The sequence below is a fragment of the Psychrobacter sp. 16-MNA-CIBAN-0192 genome (assembly GCF_040309565.1).
In the GTDB taxonomy this organism is placed as follows: domain Bacteria; phylum Pseudomonadota; class Gammaproteobacteria; order Pseudomonadales; family Moraxellaceae; genus Psychrobacter.
The window spans coordinates 13,835-38,099 of the sequence record NZ_JBEOOX010000016.1; the positions used below are offsets into that span (position 1 = coordinate 13,835).

Annotated in this window: 18 protein-coding genes; 3 read left to right on the forward strand and 15 right to left on the reverse strand. The window is 43.2% G+C overall.

All coding sequences use genetic code 11. The features are described from left to right. Positions 1 to 454: 454 nt before the first annotated feature. Positions 455 to 1,936: an alpha/beta hydrolase gene (locus tag AAEY78_RS11115; protein ID WP_352339410.1), complete on the forward strand. Its 1,482-nt coding sequence runs from the start codon at positions 455 to 457 to the stop codon at positions 1,934 to 1,936. 75 nt (positions 1,937 to 2,011) lie between these two features. After that, the gene (locus AAEY78_RS11120; protein ID WP_352339411.1) at positions 2,012 to 3,376 is read left to right on the forward strand and encodes an alpha/beta hydrolase; all 1,365 of its coding nucleotides are present in this window, start codon (positions 2,012 to 2,014) and stop codon (positions 3,374 to 3,376) included. A 111-nt stretch (positions 3,377 to 3,487) separates the two neighbouring features. Here AAEY78_RS11120 and AAEY78_RS11125 read toward each other — a convergent pair whose 3' ends face one another. The 8 genes from AAEY78_RS11125 to fmt form a co-directional block, all read right to left on the reverse strand. Then, positions 3,488 to 4,567 carry a metallophosphoesterase gene (locus tag AAEY78_RS11125; protein WP_352339412.1) on the reverse strand — a complete coding sequence of 360 codons (1,080 nt, stop codon included), beginning with the start codon at positions 4,565 to 4,567 and terminating at the stop codon, positions 3,488 to 3,490. Positions 4,568 to 4,797: 230 nt separating this feature from the next. Beyond that, a complete protein-coding gene (locus tag AAEY78_RS11130) occupies positions 4,798 to 5,736 on the reverse strand; it encodes a TIGR01777 family oxidoreductase (RefSeq protein ID WP_352339413.1) in 939 nt (312 codons plus the stop codon). 100 nt (positions 5,737 to 5,836) lie between these two features. Next, the gene (locus AAEY78_RS11135; RefSeq protein WP_352339414.1) at positions 5,837 to 6,487 is read right to left on the reverse strand and encodes a Sua5/YciO/YrdC/YwlC family protein; all 651 of its coding nucleotides are present in this window, start codon (positions 6,485 to 6,487) and stop codon (positions 5,837 to 5,839) included. 112 nt (positions 6,488 to 6,599) lie between these two features. Further along, complete coding sequence (dprA, locus tag AAEY78_RS11140; protein WP_352339415.1) at positions 6,600 to 7,877, reverse strand: DNA-processing protein DprA; 1,278 nt, start codon at positions 7,875 to 7,877, stop codon at positions 6,600 to 6,602. A gap of 53 nt (positions 7,878 to 7,930) precedes the next feature. Beyond that, positions 7,931 to 9,028 carry a LysM peptidoglycan-binding domain-containing protein gene (locus AAEY78_RS11145; protein ID WP_352339416.1) on the reverse strand — a complete coding sequence of 366 codons (1,098 nt, stop codon included), beginning with the start codon at positions 9,026 to 9,028 and terminating at the stop codon, positions 7,931 to 7,933. Positions 9,029 to 9,420: 392 nt separating this feature from the next. After that, positions 9,421 to 10,842 carry a threonine synthase gene (thrC, locus tag AAEY78_RS11150; protein WP_352339417.1) on the reverse strand — a complete coding sequence of 474 codons (1,422 nt, stop codon included), beginning with the start codon at positions 10,840 to 10,842 and terminating at the stop codon, positions 9,421 to 9,423. Between the two features lie 99 nt (positions 10,843 to 10,941). Next, positions 10,942 to 12,522: a transcription antitermination factor NusB gene (locus AAEY78_RS11155; RefSeq protein ID WP_352339418.1), complete on the reverse strand. Its 1,581-nt coding sequence runs from the start codon at positions 12,520 to 12,522 to the stop codon at positions 10,942 to 10,944. Between the two features lie 172 nt (positions 12,523 to 12,694). Then, on the reverse strand, positions 12,695 to 13,789 hold the full coding sequence (fmt, locus tag AAEY78_RS11160) for a methionyl-tRNA formyltransferase (RefSeq protein WP_352339419.1): 1,095 nt from the start codon (positions 13,787 to 13,789) through the stop codon (positions 12,695 to 12,697). Between the two features lie 357 nt (positions 13,790 to 14,146). On the opposite strand from fmt, the gene AAEY78_RS11165 reads away from it, so the two are divergent. Next, complete coding sequence (locus AAEY78_RS11165) at positions 14,147 to 17,092, forward strand: hybrid sensor histidine kinase/response regulator (RefSeq protein ID WP_352339420.1); 2,946 nt, start codon at positions 14,147 to 14,149, stop codon at positions 17,090 to 17,092. Between the two features lie 17 nt (positions 17,093 to 17,109). Here AAEY78_RS11165 and AAEY78_RS11170 read toward each other — a convergent pair whose 3' ends face one another. From AAEY78_RS11170 to rnpA, 7 genes are all read right to left on the reverse strand, one after another. Further along, positions 17,110 to 17,775 (reverse strand): riboflavin synthase, encoded by a 666-nt coding sequence (locus AAEY78_RS11170; protein WP_352339421.1) that lies wholly within the window; start codon positions 17,773 to 17,775, stop codon positions 17,110 to 17,112. A 461-nt stretch (positions 17,776 to 18,236) separates the two neighbouring features. Continuing rightward, positions 18,237 to 19,292, reverse strand: a complete 1,056-nt coding sequence (gene ribD, locus AAEY78_RS11175) for a bifunctional diaminohydroxyphosphoribosylaminopyrimidine deaminase/5-amino-6-(5-phosphoribosylamino)uracil reductase RibD (protein WP_352339422.1) — start codon at positions 19,290 to 19,292, stop codon at positions 18,237 to 18,239. Between the two features lie 52 nt (positions 19,293 to 19,344). After that, positions 19,345 to 19,812, reverse strand: coding sequence for a transcriptional regulator NrdR (nrdR, locus tag AAEY78_RS11180; RefSeq protein WP_352339423.1), 468 nt, complete (start codon positions 19,810 to 19,812; stop codon positions 19,345 to 19,347). 71 nt (positions 19,813 to 19,883) lie between these two features. After that, on the reverse strand, positions 19,884 to 21,272 hold the full coding sequence (mnmE, locus tag AAEY78_RS11185) for a tRNA uridine-5-carboxymethylaminomethyl(34) synthesis GTPase MnmE (RefSeq protein ID WP_352339441.1): 1,389 nt from the start codon (positions 21,270 to 21,272) through the stop codon (positions 19,884 to 19,886). A gap of 316 nt (positions 21,273 to 21,588) precedes the next feature. Continuing rightward, complete coding sequence (gene yidC / locus AAEY78_RS11190; RefSeq protein WP_352339424.1) at positions 21,589 to 23,280, reverse strand: membrane protein insertase YidC; 1,692 nt, start codon at positions 23,278 to 23,280, stop codon at positions 21,589 to 21,591. A gap of 196 nt (positions 23,281 to 23,476) precedes the next feature. Then, entirely contained in the window at positions 23,477 to 23,866 is a 390-nt protein-coding gene (gene yidD / locus AAEY78_RS11195; RefSeq protein ID WP_352339425.1) for a membrane protein insertion efficiency factor YidD, read from the reverse strand. Between the two features lies 1 nt (position 23,867). Next, a complete protein-coding gene (gene rnpA / locus AAEY78_RS11200; RefSeq protein WP_352339426.1) occupies positions 23,868 to 24,239 on the reverse strand; it encodes a ribonuclease P protein component in 372 nt (123 codons plus the stop codon). Positions 24,240 to 24,265: the final 26 nt, after the last annotated feature.

The window sequence follows — 24,265 nt, forward strand, 5'->3', positions numbered from 1 at the left end:
TGATTTTTTAATAACGAGGCTGATATTTATAATAAAACCGGCAGATGCCGATAGACTACGCTGTTTTAATGGTTCAAATAGGCGCGTTATCAAGTAGGGGCTTTATAATGTACTCAGGTTCAGCACGTGTTTCAACTGAAGCCTTTAACGCTTAAGCCCTTAAAAGCAGACATTTAATATTAGCCTTGTAAAACTAGGCTATGATGGACTGCGTTTTCGCCCTTCTTTTACAGCCGCTCTTAGTTACAATAAACTCTAGTCAATAGCTGCTTGATAAAGGTAATAAGACTAAATTTCAAGCCTAGAGTGGCGCTTTTTTATGTTTATTAGGATAATAGTAGGAAAATCTTTTTAGAAACCATGCAAACATTCTGTAATTTTGCTGCCAACTGTCCTAAATATCGGCTAAAGTTGATATAAAAACTTCTCATAGGTTGATTGAATAAGGAGCCGTATGCCTATTTTACCCACGCCATCGCTGCGCACTTTTATAAATAAGATGTTAATGGGTATGAGTCCTGCCGCCTTTGGTCAACAAAGTCCGCCAACAGCCTACCTGCCCAAGCCTCATATACCAAACGTCAATACTGGCTTTTTTAAGTCTAAACACATATCACGCTGCAAACACGTTGCGATGTATCAGCAGCATAAGTTGCATTATGTGCTAAAAACGTTAGGTTACTTACCGGAGCCCTTGCTTGAGCAGTTGGTTCGTTATTTAAATGGTCCAACAACCAAGCAGTATGAACATGCCAATGCACATTTGCGCTTGATTCTCGCTGTAAACAACAAATTAAAACGCCCTATACAGTTTGAGCTACTAGGTAGATTGCGGCAACGTTTTGCTATTGATGCTGTAGCGATGCAATCCCCGAGAGTTTGGCAACAGGCCGCACCTAATAATGTCGATACTGATAAGCTTGGCGCTACATTAAAGGCGCAATTAAATACCAAATTAAGGGCGCAATTAGAGACGCCGTTGAGCCATCTGACGGCGCTAATCATAAAGCCAAAAACGCTGACATTAGGTGTCAACTGGGACGATAAAACCATCACCAACGCTGATGGCGGGGCAATGAGAGTTCGCTGTTATCAAGCTTCAACCGACCCTAAGCAACAGCAACCTAACCCTGATAAAAGCGTTATGTTGTTTTTTCATGGTGGTGGATTTTGTATCGGTGATGTCAATACGCATCATGAGTTTTGTCATGCGGTCTGTGCCCAAACTGGCTGGGCGGTAGTCAGTGTGGACTACCGTTTGGCACCTGAGCATCCTGCGCCCACTGCATTACGTGACTGTATTGCAGCTTATGTTTGGCTATCATCGCATGCACATATATTGGGTGCCGACCCTGCACGTATTGTCTTAGCTGGTGATAGCGCGGGTGGCTGCTTGGCAACGCTGGTCGCTCAACAAGTCGCCACCCCAACTAAATCGGCGTGGCTAGATATAGGAATAGAGGGACAAGAAACTTTAGATTGCCTACAAAATCTGCCACGCCCGCTTGCCCAAATGCCATTATATCCGGTGACCGATATCGAAATCGAATATCCCAGCTGGACACTTTACGGCAAAGGGCTGCTATTAGATCACGAAGATATTGTCGTATTTGATGCTGCCTATGTTCAGCATAGCAGACTTATACGTCAGCATGTTTTGATCTCACCGATGCTTGGCGACAATCGTGAGGTATGCCCCACCTATATTATCGCCGCCGAACTGGATATTTTACGTGACGAGGCATTTGCCTACGCTGAGCAACTGCAGCGCTATGGCATTGACGTATCCACTCATCTAGTACTGGGCGCGCCGCACGGTTTTATTCATTTTATGAGCGTCCATCAAGGGCTTGAAAATGAGATGCACAAGATTATTAAAAATTTTGCCCAGTTTGTCAGTGAGATAATTCATGCTGAGGCAAGACTGGCAGCTTAATAGTGATGCGAGTACTAATGAATAACAGTCAATGCTGCTTTTAACATGTTCTTTTTAGCTCGTATAAGGGACTATATGAAAATTTTGCCGATATCATCGCTGCATGCTTTTTTTACAAAAGTAGTAAAAACAATAGAAACCACGGCGCTAGAGCAGAGCCAGCAGCGCCATGTACTGCATTATGTCGTCAAAGGTTTAAGCCGCTTACCAACACCTATCATTAACCGACTCAATCATTATTTAAATGCGCCTACCTCGGAGCAATACCCGCATACCGATGCGTCGATGAGGCTACTTCTTGCATTGAACCATAAGCTTAGACCCTCTATAACAATCAATAAATTATCACAGTTACGGCAAAAATTTGCCATTGAAATGGTCGCTCTGCAATCTCCAAGCGTCTGGCAGCAAACTAAGAACGACAATCATTTTAAAACCACCTTTATTATGGATAAGGTTTATAAAATTAGAAATAGTAATAATAAAGAAAACGCGAAAGTGGTGAGCTGGCAGGATAAGGTGATTAATAATGCTGACGGCGATGATATGACCATACGCTGTTACCATTCAATAGATAGTAATGAGCAGAACGGCAATGGAGAAAATCCTGATAAGGTTGTAATGTTATTTTTTCATGGCGGCGGATTTTGTTTAGGCGATGTCAATACTCATCATGAATTTTGCCATACTGTTTGCGCGCAAATCGGTTGGGCGCTGGTCAGTATTGACTATCGTCTTGCGCCGGAATACCCTGCGCCTACGGCTATTAGAGACTGTCTTAAAGCTTATGCCTGGTTGGCACAGCACGCTGATAGCCTCGGCGCGTCCTCATCTCGTATTGTCTTAGCCGGTGACAGCTCGGGTGGCGGTCTTGCTGCATTAGTAGCACAGCAAGTAAGCAATTCTGTAGCAATGCACGCGGCTAATCAGCAACCAGATATGCCGACACCTGATGACTTTACCATGGATATTTTTCAGCAGTTGCAAGCGTTACCGCTGCCGCTAGCACAGCTATTGCTATACCCAATTACGGATATCGACATAGACTATCCCAGTTGGAAATTGTACGGTCAAGGGCTGATTCTGGATTATAACGATGTGCAGGTCTTCCATGCGGCTTACTTGCAAGATTGCTCATTGTTACAACCGCACGCGCTGCTATCACCTATGGCTGGCGATAATGCGCATCTGTGTCCGAGTTATATTGTCGCTGCTGAATTGGATATATTACATGATGAAGCGCTGGTATATGCCGAGCAGCTACGAGGCTACGGCATTAATGTACAGACGCATACTGTCCTTGGCGCACCGCATGGTTTTATTAACTTAATGAGCGTCCACCAAGGTATGAAACAAGAAACGCATCATATTATCGATGCTTTCGCCACCTTTGTACGGCAGATAATTCAGACAAAAGCACCTACTCTGAAATTATTATAGAAAGGATATTTTGTCTATTTTCATCTTTTAACAGTGGCTCATATTAAAAAATATAGTCGGCTTATTTATTAATGTCATTTATTAATATAATTTATTAAAATTGTTTGTCCATCAAGACGATTTGCCTATCAATGTTACTACCCAAATCTCTGAGCGCGTGCCCAGTCTAAATGGCACAGCGCCAAAACCATAGCCTGAAGTCACCAAAAACTGCGTATTATTCATCTTTTTAGCGCCATATAATAACGGGCTAAAGTACTTCATCAATACGGTTAATGGGAATATCTGTCCACCATGAGTATGACCGGTAAGATGCAAATCTATGGGTAGCTTACTGATAAGCCTAATTTCTGAAGGACTATGCTCTAGCATGATGACAGGCTTGTTCGTATCAATCGGTGGCAACAATTCTTCTGCTAACGGGCGACCATAATCCGTTTCATCCGAACGCCCAACCAGCCAGACAGCGTCATTCAAATAGACACTTTTATTATCAATAACTTGGATACCGGCACGGGTCACAGCTTCAGCAATCGACACCTGATTACCAGAATAATCGTGGTTGCCCAATACGGCATAGACGCCAAGTGGCGCGCGCAGCTTTGACAACTGCTCATGCATATTGGTTTTATCATAATAATAGGTACGGTCATTCATAAGATCGCCTGCCAGCAGCACCGTATCAACATGCTGCGCATCAACAAGGCTGACTAATTTCTTCAGCTGTCGATTGCCAAACCAGCGATCCAAATGCGTGTCAGATACCACTGCCATGGTTAGCGGTTTGGCTAACGGCTTGTCCGTTTTTACAGTCAAGTGGTGGACAACGGGCGAATACGCATTAAATACCGCTAAGCCGACAATGCCTATATATACCCCAACAGCTAGCGTACGCAGTAATTTCGGACGGCTCGATTGCTTAAGAATATAACAATAAATACCAGCGATAAGCGCCGTTATCAAAGCCGCATAAAGCATAAAGCCTTGTGAGATACTGACCACTAAATATATATGAAAGCGCGCCCGCCAAAACTCACTTAGACCGTAAAGAAGCACTATATTATTAACAATAAATACTGTCCCTGCCAATAGCAGCATATTCCGGCGGCGCTTTATGCGTAGTAGCCAATACAATAAAATACTGGTCGTTAACGAGAGACCTTGAGTAATCAACACAAAAAACAGCATCATTCAAACAACATCCAAAATGTAGCGCTATCTTATGATACAAGTTTGCGGGTCACCATAGCTATTGGTAACCGATGCTCGTTTATATTGCTCGTACCATACGGTTTTTTTAGGCTCTTTCTTGTAAACACTGCCACAATCAATCATCTAAAGCGTCAAACGAGACAAAATATTGTCAACGAAAAACATAAATTATGAATTGTTTCACGTGAAACTTTATCATACTTTTCTTATTAGGATTGCTGCGTTAACGCTTGCTCTAAAGTAGGATATTTAAATTTATAACCGGCATCTAATAATGCTTGCGGAAGCACCTTTTGCCCATCAATAAGCAAGGTTGCCATCTCACCGAACATGATTTTTAGTACCGCGCTGGGCAACGTTAGAAAAGTTGGGCGATGGAGCCAAGTGCCAAGCGCTTTGGTAAAGGTGTGATTGGTCACAGGATTGGGCGCAGTAAGATTATAGATGATGTGCATATCTTGAGGTGTGTTGTGCGTGTTAATAGCTTTTGATAAATGTTGCTCAATAATGAAAATAACCGCCTCGACCCAATCGTCACGGCTAATCCAGCTCATGATTTGTTGACCGTCACCCAACTGCCCGCCAGCGCCCATTTTAAAGGGGGTTAACAGCTTCGCCAGCATACCGCCATCTGGATGAATAACCACGCCCGTACGTACAATCGCAACCGGCACGCCAGATTCCGTTGCTTGCAACGCCAACTGCTCCCACGTCTCACACAAGTGATGGGCAAAGTCGTCCTTAGCAGGGCTGCTTTCAGTTAATGGGGTATCACCTTGCACGCCATACCAACCAATGGCTGAACCGCTCACCAATAACTTGGGCTTAACCGAACTGCGGGCAATAAATTTAAGTAATGATTCGGTAGGCTTAATACGGCTGGCAAGCAGTGTCTCTTTCTGCGCATCGCTCCAGCGCTCGTCGGCTATACCGGCACCCGCTAAATTTAAGATAACATCGAAACTTTTATCTGTTTTTTCCAGTTCATCGTAACTCAACATAGCGATGGCATCAGGATGCGCTTGGCTACTGTCGCGCGTCAGCCACGTGGTATGCAACGGTTTATTTTGTTCCTGATAACGTGTTATTAATGCCTTACTAAAGGCACTACCCAAAAATCCTGAACCACCACTGATTAGTATGTCCATCACTTATTATCCTTACGTTTTTTATATACTTAATGATGATTTGGCAACAAATACCATATAAAAACAAGAGGATAAGTGTAGATAAGCGTTAGTAGCAGCTTTAGCGAATTAATTGCCCGGTTAAGGCATTATGGATTTGACTTGGTAGCTGATAACCCAATGTGTCACCAGATAGATACCTAACCTGCTCAGCGTCAGAATCAGTTGCAAAATAAGCCTGCGCTGGCGCTAAAGACAATGCAGGTGTTTGCCCAGATGGGTTGCAACTGGTCGAGACCAGCAAGCCATAAGGATTATGCGCAGAAACCAATTGGGCGCACAGCTGCTGAATAAGAGGATGGGCAATAACGCGTACCGCTATACTATTGTGTGCGCCAGTAATCCAAGTAGGCATAATAGGTTGATTTGATTCATTGGATAATGAGGATGGTAATGGTAGCAGCCAAGTATGCGCTTGTTTTTCTGTCGTATGATTTGACGTATTCCAACTGTCTAAAACCGTTTGGCGCTGGCTAGCAGTTAGCGTCGCCAGTAAAGGCGCGATACGCTCAGCACTATCAGTTACTACTATCATTCCTTTTTCGACAGGTCGCTGTTTGATAGCCAATAATTGCCGCACTGCTCCCTCATTGAAAGGGTTACAGCCAATACCCCAAACACTTTCAGTAGGATAAGCCAATAGCCGTCCTGCCTGTACCCAGCTGGCAGCTTGACTAATAGAATCAGTGGTTACGGTCGAGGTTTGAGTCATAGAAAAATTCATAAAATAACGGATTCATGGTAAGTAAAGACACAGTAATCCAGTATAAAACTTTCTGTAAATTTTTAGAAGTATCAGTAATAAACGTTAAGGTATAAATACATTAAAGCCGTGAATAACGCCCACCCTGTACGTTGATAACGCCTAACAACTCAAGCTCCATTAGCTGCCCTATTAATTCTGCTGGGGTCAGTCCCGTTGCTAACAAGAGCGCATCCAAATCCTGACCATGCCAATCAAGCTGATCATAAACAGTAGTTAAATGGCTAGGAACAGATACCGAAATAGCCGTAATGGGCGGCTGGATAATAAAAGAGTCCAAATGAACATTAGATGACGCATCATCGACTTGTTGAGAAGGAACCTCTTTCTGCTTATGATCTACAGAGTTATTATTTTGAGACCTTTTATTTTTAGGGCTGTTGTTGTTAGTGCTGTTATTCTGAGATTTGGCAGGATACAGCCCAAGTTGCAGATTAACATCAGCCAATACTTGCTCAGGATGGTAAATTAAGGTTGCGCCCTCACGTATCAGGTGATGACAGCCTTCCGCATTGCTATTATCGATGTGACTGGGTATGGCAAAGACCTGCTTACCTTGCTCAGAGGTAAGACGCGCGGTAATCAGTGAGCCGCTTTTGATAGTCGCTTCGGTAACGATAGTGGCAAGACTTAGCCCAGCAACCAAGCGGTTACGGCGCGGAAAAGTATGCTTATGCGGCTTTGTATGCGGTAACAGCTCACTAATTAAGCAGCCGCCTTGCTCAACAATTTGGCTAAAGAGTTGGTCATGATGATTGGGATAACAAATATCAATACCCGTTCCCATCACACCAATAGTACGACCTTGCAACATAGGATCAGTTTGCGCCAGTGCCCCTAAATGTGCGCGTTTATCTACGCCCAGCGCCAACCCGCTGGTAATGACATACCCTACCTGAGCTAAATATTGCGCCATATCAAAGGTAATCTTTTGCGCGTGCGCGGTTGGTTTACGGCTGCCTACCATCGCAATTTGTGCTTGTTGTAGCCGCTCGATATTACCACGGCAAAACAATAGCGGCGGTGGGTCAAATATTTGTAGTAACTGAGTAGGAAATTCAGGCTGCTCTGCAAATAATAATTGATATTGTCCAGCGGCTAATGCCTGTTCAATTTTATCTATACTGTCCACAGTTTGTTGTACTGCTTCATGGCGCTTAAGATGGGTATGATGAATGCCCAATTGCTGCCACGCACCTACTTTTGCTGCCCACGCTTGTTGAGCACTATCAAAACTCGCTATTAACTGATGATAAGCAGATAACGACGCATTAACCTCATACCAAAGCGCCAAAACCGCGCGCTGCTCATCTGATAAAGGAGGTAGTAATGCGCTCATAAAAATCACTCATCTAGAAAACTCAATCTTTTAAAAATATTAGTCTATAAAACTCATAAATAAGGCGGCGGTAACAGCTGATCGCCCACACTCAGCGGCAATTCTGAATTTAAAACATAGGCATAGCTAATGTCATCAAAGGTATTAAATACCATCACCATACCGGTAGGCTCACTTGGCAAGCGCACAGGCATATCATTATCAAACACATCGCGTACTAATGGACCTTTTTGATAAACAGTCAATACGGCACCCGGCTTTGCGCCTTGATTGCGTCCTAGATTGATTGCCACCACACTACCGCGCGCGGCAGAGCTGATGGAATCCATGACCCGAACAATCATGCCGCCGCGATTAACTGTAGCGGGCGTAGGATAAAATACCGGTGGAATTGAATTATCTAGCTCTACAAAAACATGGTCGCCTTCACGAACTTCTTTACCGTAGCTGTCCGTTAATTGCAAACTGGTTACGCCATTACTTTCCGTTGCCGTGACTAAACCAGTTGCGACTTGAGTAACCTCTAAACCAATGATCTTATTGGTTTTTGGTTCAACGTATAATTCACCTTTACGATAAACCCCGTAGCGCTGACCAACGATAAGTGGAATACCTTTGGCATAGACTTTATCACCACTACCAGTAATCAAATTGCGCTTTTTCGAGGCTAAAATGTAAGGCGTGGTGTCAAAATCTTTTGGATTCACAATCAGCGTTTTATCGAGCCAATGTTGAATCGCTGACATGGGAATGGCGGGGATACTATTTAGCGTTGACGTGACGGCAACCGTATTTACTGCCACATTAGTCGAGATTTGTTTTTCGACCCCAGCACAGCCTTCACCCGTATCGACGCCTATCAAAGTTTTACCCTTAATCACGCAGAGAATAAGAATGTCATTGGGATAAATCAGATTGGGGTTTTTAATTTGTTTATTGGTAGCCCAAATCTCTTTCCAGCGCCACGGACTCTCTAAATAGCGCCCTGAGATGTCCCATAAGGTATCGCCTTTTTTGACGATATAGCGATTGGGTGCATCGGCTTTAATCGTTGGCGGCGGGTTATTGGCGTGAGCGGTATTGAGAAGAAATACACTACTAAAAGCAGTCATTAACAGCGCTTTTGCTAGCGCATTGAGGCTTATTTTCATTATCAAATCCATAATGGGTCAAGGGTAGCGCTGGCGCTGTTAACGGCTTAATCGGTAGTAAAAGACGATACTGTGCTTTAGTTAATAATAAGCATCGTTAATTTTTAAAAGATGGGGTGGCAGATACCATAGCATAATATCAAACCATTTTTTACATAAGTGTAATCTTTAATCGAGTATTTTGCGAATTTTATAGCGCAACCGTATATCTTAGCAAGATATCAATATTTATTACTCACTATAAATAACAAAGACTTTGTTTCACGTGAAACAAAGTCTTTGTTGGATATGATTTAGTAAGCACCTATTTTAGAGAGCCGTTATTTTAAAGAGCATCTATTTTGTAAAGTGCTTCTTTCTTCTTTATGAAACAGCTCATTTTAAGTAGGCTCTTAAGCAGCATTCACTTTGACATGTTGACGAATTTGCTCAGCAACCAATTCAGCATCATTGTCTAAGATAACCACACGCTGCGGTAATGCTTCTAAACCTTCGGTATGCGCAGGGCGCGCAATATCAATTTGTCCAATAGCTTCGACGATAGTTTCGGCAAATTTAACAGGCAATGCCGTCTCAGCGCAGATGATGACTTCGCCCGCTTGCTGTAATTCTTGGGCAACTTTAATACCGTCAGCCGTGTGCGGATCGACCAGTTCACCATATTGTTCATACAGTGATTTGATGGTCTGTAGGCGGTCACTATGCGTAGACTTGCCCGCAGCAAAGCCATAACGGGTGTTTACTGCTTGCATTAAATCTGCTAAATCAAAACCTTGACCTGACTTTACCCCTTCAAACAACTCATGAACGCGCGCACTATCTTTCTCCAGCAGCAAATATACAAAACGCTCAAAGTTAGAGGCTTTAGAGATATCCATAGACGGGCTAGAGGTAATGTAAGTTTTAGCAGTCGGGCGTGGTTGATACGCGCCTTTATTAAAGAAGTCATTAAGCACGTCATTTTCATTGGTCGCAACGATTAAGCGTCCAATTGGTAAGCCCATTTCACGAGCAATGTGTCCAGCACAAATGTTACCAAAATTCCCTGACGGAATACTAAAGCTGACTTGTTCATCATTGCTAGTGGTCACCGCAAAGTAGGCTTTAAAATAATAAACGATTTGCGCAAGAATGCGACCCCAATTGATAGAATTGACGGTGCCTAAATTATAAGCCGCTTTAAACTCCGCATCTTGCTGCAAAGCTTTGACGATATCTTGGCAATCATCAAACATACCATCAATGGCGATATTATGAATATTGGCATCGGTCAAACTATACATCTGGGCACGCTGAAACTCGCTCATTTTGCCGTGCGGTGATAGCATAAAGACTTCGATATTATCTTTACCGCGTAATGCGTATTCGGCAGCGCTACCGGTATCACCACTGGTGGCACCAATAATCGTGATGCGTGCGTCTTTTTTCTTCAGCACATACTCAAAAGCATTGCCCAAAAACTGCATCGCCACATCTTTAAACGCTAAGGTTGGACCATTCGATAAGCCTAAAATATAGACATTATCTTCAAGCTTACGCACTGGAACAATATCGGCACTGCCAAATACTTCAGTAGTATAAGTGCGCTCAATAATATCTTGTAGGTCTGCTGCTGGAATATCCGTAGCAAAGCGCTGCATAATCGCCATGGCAAGCTTTGGATAACTTAGCGTGCGCCATTCATCAAGCGTTGCATTATCAATGTGCGGATAATGCTCAGGCAGCATCAAGCCACCATCAGGCGCAAGCCCCATTAATAGCACATCACTAAAATCCATCGGTGCTGTCTGACCACGAGTACTGATATATTTCATAAGCTTCCCTACCTACAATGATTTTTGAGATTTAACCCGAGTTATTAAAGGCACTTATTAAAGAACGTTTATTAAGCAGTATTGGCTAAGCAGTATTAATTACGCCTTTTTTTGTAGCAATGCATAATAAAAGCCATCACCACTTTCGCTATCAATTGGCAAACATTGGCGACCCACTTCTTGCGCAATTCCCCAGCTACAGGCTTCGGTAAATTCAATCGCCGTGGCATTGGTATGATGACGTAAAAAGTCCTGCATTTGCTCAACGTTTTCTTGTTTTAATATCGAGCAAGTAACGTACAACAAATAACCGCCGACTTTTAGCTGTGCCCACAGATTGTCTAGAATTTCTGCCTGTAACGATACGGTTTGCGCAATATCTTCTTCGGCACGTAACAGACTGATATCAGGATGGCGACGAATGACGCCGGTTGCCGTACAAGGGGAATCTAATAATATGGCGTCAAATACAGGTTTATTTTTATCAATTTTTTGGTTTTTAGATTGAGCGATGCCTTGCCATCTTGTGGCATCGGCGCAAACGATATTTAGATTAATAAGTTCCGATTTTTCTAAATTTAATCGCTCTAAATTTTCATGGATGCGGGTAATACGCGGCGCTTCATTATCAATAGCCGTAAAGTTAATGGCGCGACCGTCTGCTACATCAGCTTTACTATCATGTTCAATACGTTTCACATGAAACAATGAGGATTGTTTATCAGCATTTAATAGCTCTAGCCAATGCGCAAGCTTGCCACCAGGTGCAGCACAGGCATCTAAAATATGTAGCTCATTCTGGTCATTGTTGTTATCAATATTTACTTTATTAATAAGTGCTTGATGAATTAATGGCGCGGCAAGTTGAGCATGCATATCTTGTACGCTAGCAGCACCTACTGCAAATGAAGGCAAACCTACAACGCCCGTACTTTGCTCAAGACGTAATGCTTGGGTAGTGATTGTTTTGGCGGTCGTTGTAGCGTCGTTATTGACAGACTGTGGCAGTTGTAATTCACTTACTAACTGAACCAATTCAGCTTCAATATCTGCTTGCTCAAGCGTTTGTTGATAGCCCTCTACGGTGCTTAATGCCGTGTTGACGCGTAAAAACATCGGCGCAGGCTGACGTAACCCTTGAGTTAGGGCTGGATACTCTTCGCTCCAGTCTTGCTTAAGCTGATACGCAAGCCAGTTCGGTAAGCTGTGATTTTTATCACATTTTTTGTGGTATTTATGGGTATTTTTCACCACTTTACGCAAGATGGCATTGACCAAACCAGAGGCATGGGCAAATTCAATTTCTTTTACCGCTTCAACAGTTTCATGAATCGCAGCGTGGTCAGCAACTTGTAAATATAGCAGCTGGGTCAGTCCCACTTGTATGGTGGTACGCACTTCCATCTCATCAATCGTATTGTCCGCTAAGCTATCAAGCAAGCGCTCAAGCGCAAACCACTGACGCAATGTGGTCAACAATAAAGCATGAGCAAAGCCCTTATCGCCTTCATGCAAGCTGTTTAATAACGGGTCAAGCACACTTGATAATGACTGTCCGTTTTGGATGGCAAGCAAGGTGCGAATAACGCGCGCGCGCACACTACCGACCATCTTAAGGTTGCTTGATGGTTTATTTTTATTGTTTCGAGGGCTGTTAGACGCGGTTGCGTGATGTCTCATAGTACGTGATTTCCTGTGCGCCTACTGGCAGCGTTGGCAGTGCATAATCGTTTAAATATTAGGTTAAATATTGCTTTAAATAGAGCTGATAACTTTAATGGAATACATTTAATAAATTGGTGCGATGGTCATGTTAGGTGATTACGTTGAATAATCCTGTTAAACAATCTTATTAAATAACATCTGTTTCAGCGGTAAATTGGTCACCATCATTGAGCTGGTTGCCATGGCAGATTTGCTCTGCGCTGACTGGTTTACCGCCGGCAAACTGCAACTGAGTAATCGCTAAAGTACTGGCTTGCCTTGCTGTATTGGCACTGTCAGCATCAAAATTAGCATCATTATCAATACCACACGCCACCAAAATTGCCTTGCGACCGACGCTAATAACTGTGCCGGCAGGTTTATCGGTTTGCTGAGAATCATTGACCGGTAAGCTGGCTAAAATCTTGACGCGCGCACCCTTTAAAAAGGTGTAAGCGCCCGGCCACGGTGTTAAGCCACGGATTTGGCGCTCTATCACGCTAGCCGATTGTGACCAGTCAATCTCACCTTCTGTTTTAATCAGCTTTTCGGCATAATTAGCCTGACTGTTATCTTGCGCGGTTGCTTGCGCTTGATAATGCGGTAAATCTTGCAGCACGGTGCTGATTGCAGTCGCGCCTAATGTGGCTAACTTATCATGGAGACTGGAGGCACTGTCATTATCTATAATGGCGCAGCTGACTTTATAAAGCATATCGCCAGTATCCAGCCCTTTATCCATCTGCATAATGGTAATGCCTGTTGCAGCATCACCCGCTAATAACGCACGATGAATGGGCGCAGCACCACGCCAGCGTGGCAGTAACGAGCCATGAATATTGAGGCAACCATACGTTGGCGTGGTTAAAACGCCAATGGGTAAAATAAGCCCGTAGGCGGCGACTACCATCACATCAGGCTGGTAAGCGCGCAACGTTTCTCGAGCCGTAAGACCTTCGTCACTGGATTTTTTAAAGGTAGCGGGTTGTTCAACGGGAATGTCATGCGCCAATGCCACTTGCTTAACGGCAGATGCGGAGAGTTTTTGCCCGCGTCCGGCTTTGCGATCCGGCTGGCTATAAACAGCGACAATATCGATATTCAGCGCATTTTGCTGCGCAATTAATGCCTCAAGGCTAATAGCAGCAAATTCAGGCGTACCTGCAAATACCACGCGCAAGCGCTGGGTGGTTTTTGGCGCATTGTTAACAGCAGTCAAAGCGTTAGGAACAGTTATCGTCATAGCAGCAGGGTATCTTTAAATAGTATCAGCAAATGATAGCGTTGATTAAATGAAGTTAAATAAGAAGTTAAGTTAATCATATCGTTTAAATATTGGGTTTATTATAAGTGAGTTTACACAGTTGTACCATGCTGATAATAGAGCATCAAAATTATCTCTGCTAATATCTCTATTTAGTTATAGGTATTTTAGGGCATTATGAGGTATAAGCGTTACTAATAGGACATTAACTGCATTGTGATGGTCAATGATAGCCCACACCATGTTACTTTATACCCTGTGCTTATACCATCATTAAGGCATGCTATCCACCTTGTGATAAGTGAATACATCCTCTACCGATAAGGGTTGTGGTCTGTGCAACAGTTTCAGTCGCTAAAGCGCTTACTTATCTTCTACTGCCTAACATTGTCTATTATGTTGGTTTTGTATTATGTCATGCTATTTTTGACGCTCAAAGAAAATACCCAGCAATACAGTAAAATGGTTTTTGATAGCCTCCAGCATAATTTAACAGAGACGCACGACAACACAAACCGCCATATAGAGACTATATTACAACGACCACTTTTCAAGCGCGTTAGTTATCAGCTGATTTTGATGATGCCATCTGGGCAGACCTACGTATATAGGAATACTCGCCCTGACGAGCCACCTTTTACCACGGTCAGCTTTTCTCATATTAAGCCACAAACCCCCAACGCAAAAAGCGCTTTTAAGGTGACTGAACGCCAACTAATGGCTACTTTAACCCTTAAAAATGATCAGCAACTTTGTATCATACTGCGCCATCAGCCCATTGTTATTAATTTAATCTCGTACCTTTATTGGTTACCGCTCATGGCTGCGCTGATATTATTAGTCACAGCGCTACTATATATGCTAAAACGCCGCGCCAATTGGGAACAGCTGCTAACGTATGCGGACGATATACCAACCCTTGCTAAAGAAAATTATACCCCACCACCCTTTATAGAGGCCGATAGTACCATTGAGTTTTTACGCTTAGGTCATATATTAGGGCGGATTGGCTATCAGCTACACAGTCAGCACCGACGTATTAATGTGCTCAATCATCGGCTTGAGCGCTTGGTTACTCAGGCGCCATTACCGATGCTCATGATTATGCGTCAAGGTCAGATCAGCTTTTCCAATCAACGTTTTGATCAAGTGTTTACCACCTCATTTCAGAAAGACGTCACTTATACGCTCAAAGATTTTGTCACTGGTAGCGATAAAATTACCCAGCAATATTTGCAAAAACTGACTTCACAGCGAGTTACGCGCACGGTACTGGTCTATGGCTTGGAGGATAAACAAGCTTATCAGCTGCACATCACTCCATGGTTTGGCGATCATGAACAAACTCATGGCTTCACAGTGATGTTTACCAACGTTAATGAGCTAGTGACTCGGAATCTGAATTTGCGACAACAAAATCAGCAGCTCAATCATCAGGTAGCGCAGCTGACAGCCTTAAAAAGCACCTTGGGGCATGAATTACGTACCCCACTTAATGCGATTATCGGAACGTTAGACTTAATAGAGCCTCAAACATTGACTGACAATCAGCGCGATGTGCTAGCAACGTTAATCCAATCCAGTTATTCGATGTTAGCAATGCTGAATGACATGTTGGATGTGGCAAAGACTGAAGCGGGCAAAATGGAGGTGGTACTTGCGCCGACTGATGTGTTTAAACTCAGTCAACAACTTAGTGACTTGATGGTGGGTAATGCGCGCCGACATGAGCTTGAGCTGCTATATTTCTTTATGCCCAACTGTCCACGTTATATCGACACCGATGGCAGACACCTGCGTCAAATTCTGCTGAACCTACTCGATAATGCCGTAAAATTCACGCGCTCAGGTTATGTTGCCTTCATTATTGAAGGTGTGAGCGATCAAGAGATGGGGCAGATTATTCAGCGTGGTTTAAGTAAGTCTCAACCTCAAAATAATCGTCATCTCTCAAGTTTTCTAGATAATGCTGACACTTCCGCCACATTGCCGCTTGCTTTACCTTCAAGCTATCACCGCTTACAACACGCCGTCAATACGCAGCAGCCTTGGCTCCATTTTAGTATTCAAGATACCGGTATTGGTATCGGTCCCTCAGAGCAAAAGGCTATATTTAGCTACTTTACTCAAGCCAATCCACAAGTAAGCGCACAATTTGGCGGTACAGGGCTTGGGCTTGCCATATCGAGCAGCTTTGCTCAGCTGTTGGGTGGTTTTATCCAGCTGACAAGTACTAAAGGAGTAGGCAGTACTTTTCACTTATATTTGCCCGCCCACAACCCAACTTATCAGCCGGTTTATCAATATCATAGTAGTTTTCAGCAGATGCATCTGGTCGCTATCGTCAACCAAACGCTGAGCGCCGTTTATTTACAGCGCTTATGTCAGCATTTAAATATCCGTGCCAGTATTTATAGTCAGTTCGATAAAGCTGTGTTGCAGCAAATAACAGCAACACTGGCATCTGAAGCTAAAAGCGCTACAGTCTTACTCTTAGATTATGAGTACTACCTTACTCATAATGATACTACTGAAATGGGCGACAAAAAGGTTAGCAAAGACACAGACACAGACACAGACACAGACAACGCTAACCACACAGCTACCGATAGCGCCATTCATATTGACGCGAGTGCCAGCGCAGCTTTACAAGACTTTTTAGCCAGCCTCTCCTTGCCAAAAATACTACTGAGCATGAAGCCTGAGCGCAGTATACCTTCAACTTTCCTCATTAATTTCGATGGTTTTTTGAGCAAACCTTTGGATGTTGCCCGTCTATTATCCGAGCTGATACGTCTTACGCTGCCGCAATCTAGCGTATTAACCAACCCTGATGTACCTGAATCTAAGCAACTGACTGTGAGAATTTCTGAGAGTGATGCGGATTCTCTCAGTGCCAATACATCGATTCAAACGCCACTGATCTTGGTGGTCGAGGACAATCTGACCAATCAAAAAATTACCTGTAAATTACTGACCAAGCTTGGCTATCGCAGTGAGGTGGCAGTAGATGGTCAAGAAGCGTTAGATAAGCTTGCTGCCAAGCCGCAAGATTTTGCGCTGATTTTGATGGATTGCCGTATGCCCGTAATGGATGGCTGGCAAGCAACTACCATCATTCGTGAGCAAGGCTGCACTATCCCTATTGTAGCGCTTACTGCCAATAATAGTGATGAAGACCGCGCAGCATGCCTTGCTGCTGGGATGGATGAATTTTTAACCAAGCCGATTAATAAAGACAAGCTGCATGCAGTATTACAACAGTTTATTAAATATTCATAATATTTATTATCATGCTTCTATTTCATAAAACCGTTGTCCGCTAAAAAAGCTTCTGTGAGCGTACTGGTAGTCGAGGAAGTATTTGGCTGCGACTTATTGAGCAGACGCTCTAGATAACGGGCGACGATATCGACTTCAATATTTACTTTATTGCCCACCAGCCAATATTCAGCAATATTGGTCATCTCTGCGGTATGGGGAATGATATTTAAGCAAACAATATTATCGCGCACCAGATTGGTAGTCAGGCTAATACCATCTACCGTAATTGACCCTTTGGTTGCGGTAAAATGGGCAATCTCGGCTGGAACCTCAATTTCAATATAAAGTGAGCGCGCATCTTGTTGCAACTTGCGCACGATGCCCACCCCATCAACGTGACCAGCAACGATATGACCTCCAAAACGAGTGGTTGGAAGCATCGCTTTTTCCAAATTAACTTTATATCCTACTTTCAAATCCTCAAGTGCGGTGCGCGAGATTGTTTCACGTGAAACATCAACGGCATAGTAATTGCTACCGAGGTCAACCACGGTTAAGCAAATACCATTACAAGCAATAGAATCGCCTAACGACACATCACTAAAATCAAGTCCATTAGACTCAATCACCAAGCGGATATCACCGCCGATAGGCTGCATGGCTTTTACGTTGCCCATACTTTCAATAATTCCAGTAAACATAGCGCCCTCTGCCTTTATAGATAGATATTATGATAATAAATAGTGAATTTTAGATTAATAAGACTGGATAATTATCATGGATTAATAGTATAAGCTGTGGATAACTTATAGATTATTAGTAAAAAACAAGCCTTTAATCATTAACATTAAGAGTTATCCACAAGTTTTACCATACTAGCAACCAAAGAATAGTTAATACTAAAATTACATAAGATGTTGATTAGTAGTGGTTTTTATATATGAATTCAGAACAATCTTAGCTTGGACTGTTTCACATGGAACCCGATATAAAGTTATACACAGTTTCATGTGGAACCTATTGTAATTTATAAATTCATTCACACTGATTAAAGATTAAATATTAAATTACTAGAAGCGTGACATCATAGTTATACCCAACTTAATAGTTATACCCAGCTTATCCCTAAATAATCATGAAATAAATAACTGCCTAGAATTTATTAGAGAGGCAATAAAGTCAGCTTTAGATCATTGCCTACTCGTTGCTGATGAGCATATTGAAAGCGCAGCTGCTGTGCTAATGCCAAAGGATTAAAATCTACCATGGCTCGTGCCTGTACACCCAGTAAGCAAGGCGCTTGATAGACAATCAGCTCATCTACCAATTGCTGACTCAAAAAGCTACCGGCAACACTGGCGCCAGCTTCCACTAAAATGTCATAACACTGATAGTCGCTAACTAATGTAGCCAGTAGCTTTGGCAGATTATCGTCGCGCCAATACAAGCTATCAGTATGACGGCACAAGTGATAATCAGAATGCACATCATGTGCTAAGCGCTCTCGCCTATCGAGTATCACTATCTTAGGCGCAGGGATGTCTTCTAGGGCAAATCCGAGTCTGGTCGAGCGTACATTGAGCTGTGGATTGTCCGCGATAACCGTGCTGCTACCAGTAATAATCGCAGCGCTTTGAGCACGCAATTGCTGAACATCTTCACGTGCAGCTGCTGAGGTAATCCATTTAGACTCCCCTGATGCCATAGCCGTTCGACCATCAAGGCTGGTTGCTATCTTTAAGCGGACATAAGGTAGTTGCGTCCGCATCGCCTTTAAAAATCCACGATTTAATGCTTCAGCCTGCTCTGTCATGATGCCCACTGTAACTTCAATGCCTGCCTGTTGTAATAAGCTGACGCCACGTCCGGCTACTTGCGGATTAGGGTCAAGTCCAGCGATGACGACTCGTTTAATACCGGCTTTAATCAACGCTAGTGCACACGGGGGCGTGCGTCCAGTATGACTACAAGGTTCTAGGGTGACATACGCGGTTGCGCTATTAGACTTACTACCTGCATCATCAAGCGCAAAGACTTCAGCATGCGGCTGACCAACCTTCGGGTGAAACCCTTGTCCAACCACAACGTCTGCTTGTACGATAACGCAGCCAACAGCTGGATTTGGGCGCGCGGTATATTGTCCGCGCTGAGCCTGCTCAATAGCTAGCATCATAAAATAGCGGTCTGTGGCAGTTTGTGCATGCTCTAACAGGGACATAAAAGGCTTACCCTAATCTAAAGAATAAAAAGGTTCATAGCAATTGTTACGCTTACTCATCTTGCTTTTCTAAGGGACGAATATTAGCGATTTCTTGGTGAAAGGCATCAATATCTTGAAAGTCACGATATACGCTGGCAAAACGGACATAAGCAACATCATCGAGGGTTTTCAGCTCGCTCATAATAATTTCGCCTAATACCTTACTGCTGATTTCACGCTCACCCATTTGCCGTACGCGTTTTTCCACACGGCTAATCATGGCTTCTTGCTCATCAATGGTAATCGGGCGTTTTTGCAACGGCAATTGAATAGATCGGCGCAGCTTTTCATTATCATACGGCTCAATTTTAGTACTGGATTTAATAATACGCGGCATCACGACTTCGACCATCTCAAAGGTAGTAAAGCGCTCTTGGCAGCCACTACAAACGCGGCGGCGGCGAACCTGTGCCCCTTCCGCAGCCAAGCGAGAATCAATCACTTTCGTCTCTGAGGCGTTACAATAAGGACAGTGCATACGCTTTTCCTTTGTTAATATGAGCGGTGATAATAATCAGTCGCCGCTAAGTAAACACTAAATAGCGCCCTTTATTTTCCAATACAAAAGCTACCAAATATCTTACCAAGCAAATCATCGGCACTAAATTCGCCCGTGATTTCACCCAAATGCTGCTGGGCATGGCGCAAACTCTCTGCCACCAGCTCACCCGCTTGAAATACAGTTAATTGTTCATGAGCGTCTACTAAACAATCAGCCGTGCGTCTCAGCGCATCCAAATGTCTGGTACGGGCTATCAAACTGTTTTCAGGCGGATGAAAACCTACTTTAGCACATAAGGTTTCGATTAAATCTGTAATTCCAGCACCTGTTTCACATGAAACATGCACCTGCTCATAGCCACGACTATTAAGCTCTATTTGTGTCGTTGACGTATATTCATTATTATTAATATTATTCAATAAGTCGCTTTTATTAGCAATAATCAGCAAACGCTTAGCGGCGGGCAGCTCACCGAACAAGTGCTCTGCCAGCTCCAATGGGGTCGCATGATTATCAATATCACGCGTGACATCATAGACCATCAGCAGAATATCTGCCTGCTCAATAGCGGTTCGCGCGCGTGCAATACCAATGCGTTCAACCGTGTCATCAGTATCCCGCAAGCCTGCGGTATCGGTCAAATGTAGTGTTAAACCATTCAGGACTACCGTTTCTTGTAAGGTATCGCGCGTGGTTCCTGCCACATCAGTAACAATAGCACGCTCTTGACCTGCCAAGCGGTTAAGCAAGCTTGATTTGCCTGCATTTGGTCTGCCAGCAAGCACCACATGAATGCCGTCACGCAATAGCTGACCTTGTTTTGCCGTCATTAATACCTGTTGAATTTGGTGTTGCGTCTGTTCAAGCTTACTTTGAATCACCCCATCAGATAAAAAATCTACGTCCTCTTCATCTGGAAAATCAATCGCCGCCTCAACATGCAACCGCAGATGAATCAGCTGCTCTAATAACTGATTAATATGCTGAGAAAACTCACCACTGAGTGATCGAATGGCGCTACTAGCCGCCGCCGCGCTGGTTGCATCAATGGCATCGGCAATCGCTTCAGCTTGCACCAAATCCATTTTGTCATTATCAAAAGCACGATAAGAAAACTCACCGGCAGCCGCCTGCTTGGCACCCAGCTCAAACACCCGTGCTAACAGTAGGTTTTGCAAAATCATGCCACCATGACCTTGCAGCTCGATAACGTCTTCGCCAGTAAAGGAATGTGGAGCGCGAAAATACAGCACCAACCCTTCATCGATAACCGTACCATCTGCCTGATAAAAACGGCAAAAACTTGCCAATCTCGGAGTAAAGCCAGATTTTCCCGTTAATTGACAGGCAATAGCATAGGCTTTGGCACCTGAAAGACGAATGATACCTACACCACCGCGACCCAATGGCGTTGCGATAGCAGCAATGGTCGTCATGCCGGACGCATGAGATGGCTCAGATGACGCAACTGGTGCTAAGCCCGCTTTGACAGAATCCACACTAACTCTCAGTAGCTAAAAACTTCATTATAGACGGCTATACGCAACCTGACAAAGCAAACTTGTAGCAAGGTTTATTTTGGCTCTACTATAAAATTTAATAACGAGTCATTAATATCGCTTTTAATTAAAACAAACGGATTAAACGGTTAATCATCCAGCTCGGTAACATCTTTAATAATCTACCTCATAAAAAAACCACCGCAAGTGCGATGGTTTCTTTATTTTCGATACTAATTAGCTTAAATTACTATTAATCAAGTACTTTGACCGTACGCAGTTTTTGTTCTTCTTCCACTTTTTTATTGACAAAATACTGATGCGTCATACTAAATAAGTTATTCACTGTCCAGTAAAGCACCAAGCCTGCTGGGAAGAACAGCATAAAGGCGGTAAAGATAATTGGCAAAAACTTCATCACTTTTGCTTGCATCGGATCAGTTGGCTGCGGATTTAACTGCTGCTGTACAAACATCGATGCACCCATCAGTAGTGGCAAAATAAACCAAGGATCCATCGCTGATAAATCCTGAATCCATAATATCCACGGTGCGTGACGCAGTTCAATACTCTCAACTAATACCCAATATAAGGCTAAGAAAATAGGCATTTGCATTAAAATAGGCAAACAACCTGCCATTGGATTGACTTTTTCTTCCTTGTAGATGCCCATCATTTCTTGTGACATCTTCATGCGATCGTCGCCATGTTCTTCTTTTAATGCTGCCAGACGCGGCGCAATCGCCCGCATCTTCGCCATTGAATAGTAACTCTTATTAGAAAACCACATCAAGGCAATCTTGACCAAAACGGTCAACAGGATAATAGACCAACCCCAGTTGCCAATAATCTTATGAATCCCATCAAGAATAGCAAACAACACTTTTGATATCGGCCATAACAATCCGTAATCGACGGTTTTATTCAAACCGACCGCCACATCTTTTAGCTCAGACTGAACCTTTGGACCAGCATATAACGTGGCACTTAACGTCACTTGCTTGTTGGGTGCAACATTTACCGGCTGACTGTTAAAGCCAATAAAATAATCACTGCCCGATTCACGGCTAAAGAATTTACCGGTAAAGTTCTCAGGTGTCCACGCAGATACAAAATAATGCTGAACAATACCCACCCAACCTTTATCACTGGTTGTGGTTAAAGAGCCATCATTAAATTTGCCAAATTTCAACTTATTATAAGGATCATCAGGCGTACCCCAAGCACCGCCCAGATAAGTTGCCATGCTCAGCGCACCCTTACCCGACATACCAGGGTCTTTACTATCATCGCGCTTTAGCTGCGCAAACAACTGACCTTGCCATGGCTGCGCTGACGCATTTTGAATCTGATAGCTGACATCAATAGGATATTTATCATGCGTAAAGGTAAAGGTTTTGGTAATAGTCACGCCATCTTTTTGATAGGTCAACGGCACAGATAAGGTTTGCTGCCCTTTTTCCATCTGATAACTGTTGGCAGTATGACGATAGTTGGCACGACCTTCGGCAGTATCAATACCATCTTGTCCAATAAGACCCGATTGCGCCACATAAACCCGATTACTATTGTTCTCTAGTAATACAAAAGGCTGCTCACTATTGAGTGTCGCATCGTACTGCTTAAGCGCTGCATAAACAATATCGCCGCCCACCGGATTGATTTTAATATCATAACGATCGGTGGTGACCGTGATAAGTCCTGCATCCTTAGCAACAGCGTTCGACCCGCTAGCAGCTACTGCGCTATTGGCTGGTAACGTCTGTACCGGAATATCGCCAGCCGCGCCCGTTGTCGAGGGAATATCTGCACCTACTGAAACGGCAGCGTCTGATACCCCATCAACAACCGGCTCATTAGCGTAATCATCACGCCACGCCAAAATCAGTAGATAAGCGGTGATTAGCATCGCAATGATGATCATCACCCGAAATATCTTTTGCATAAACCTATCCTAGAGTGAAAAATTAGGGTCTGTGTCGTAACTCAGATTCAATGGTTTATATGTGACAAAACCATGCCATCACTTGTCATTGACATAAAATGGTCATCATTTTACTAAAAAACCACCTTAAATGATACCAACAGTATAATTAACCTGATAGGCGCTGTTAAACGGTGATGATTTATACAAATACGCATTACCTCAACAGATGATTTAAACGCGCCGTATAGCTATACCTATCTCGATAAACTCCCCATCCCAACGTGTAAGATTGAAATAACACATAAGAATCAGTATTGATACTTTGTGCAGGTTGGTAGCAATATTTATAAGAGGCTAGAGGCAAAGGTACAAAATCAATCCCGTGTCCGCCAAAGGGCTGACAGCGAGCAAGACGTTTTAATAACAGCCAACTGCCAGTACGCACTCCATGCCACTGTAGTGCCTGTTTGCCATAATTTGAGCAAGTTGGATAATATCGACAGCGGGCTGGCATGATAGGACTGATTATTTTTTGATAAAAAGTTATTATATAAATCAATAAATAATAAGTAACATTATTAATATTATTTTTGAAATCAAACATATTATTTATTTTTAATTTTTTTTAATATATTACTTATTTCATTTTTTAGTTCTTTATTACTTAAATTTTTAATAGGTTTTTTGACAATAAATACAATATCTTTATTTTCTAATTCAGAAGCTTGTACTCGAAAAATCTCTCTTATTTGACGTTTAATTAAGTTTCGCGCAACCGCTGTTGGTACTTTACGCTTGGTTATTGCCATCCCTACACGCGCATGAGTAATCGTACTGCTACGTACAAATGCCATCAGATGGCTCTGATGTAGTTTACGCTCAGGCGCATCAAATACTTCACGAAAGGCCGCAGGGGTCAGTAAACGCTGTGCTTTTGTAAAGCTTGCAGTAGAAGTAGTTTGGCTATGATCAGACATAAGATAACCTAAGAAAAAGAGGTTGA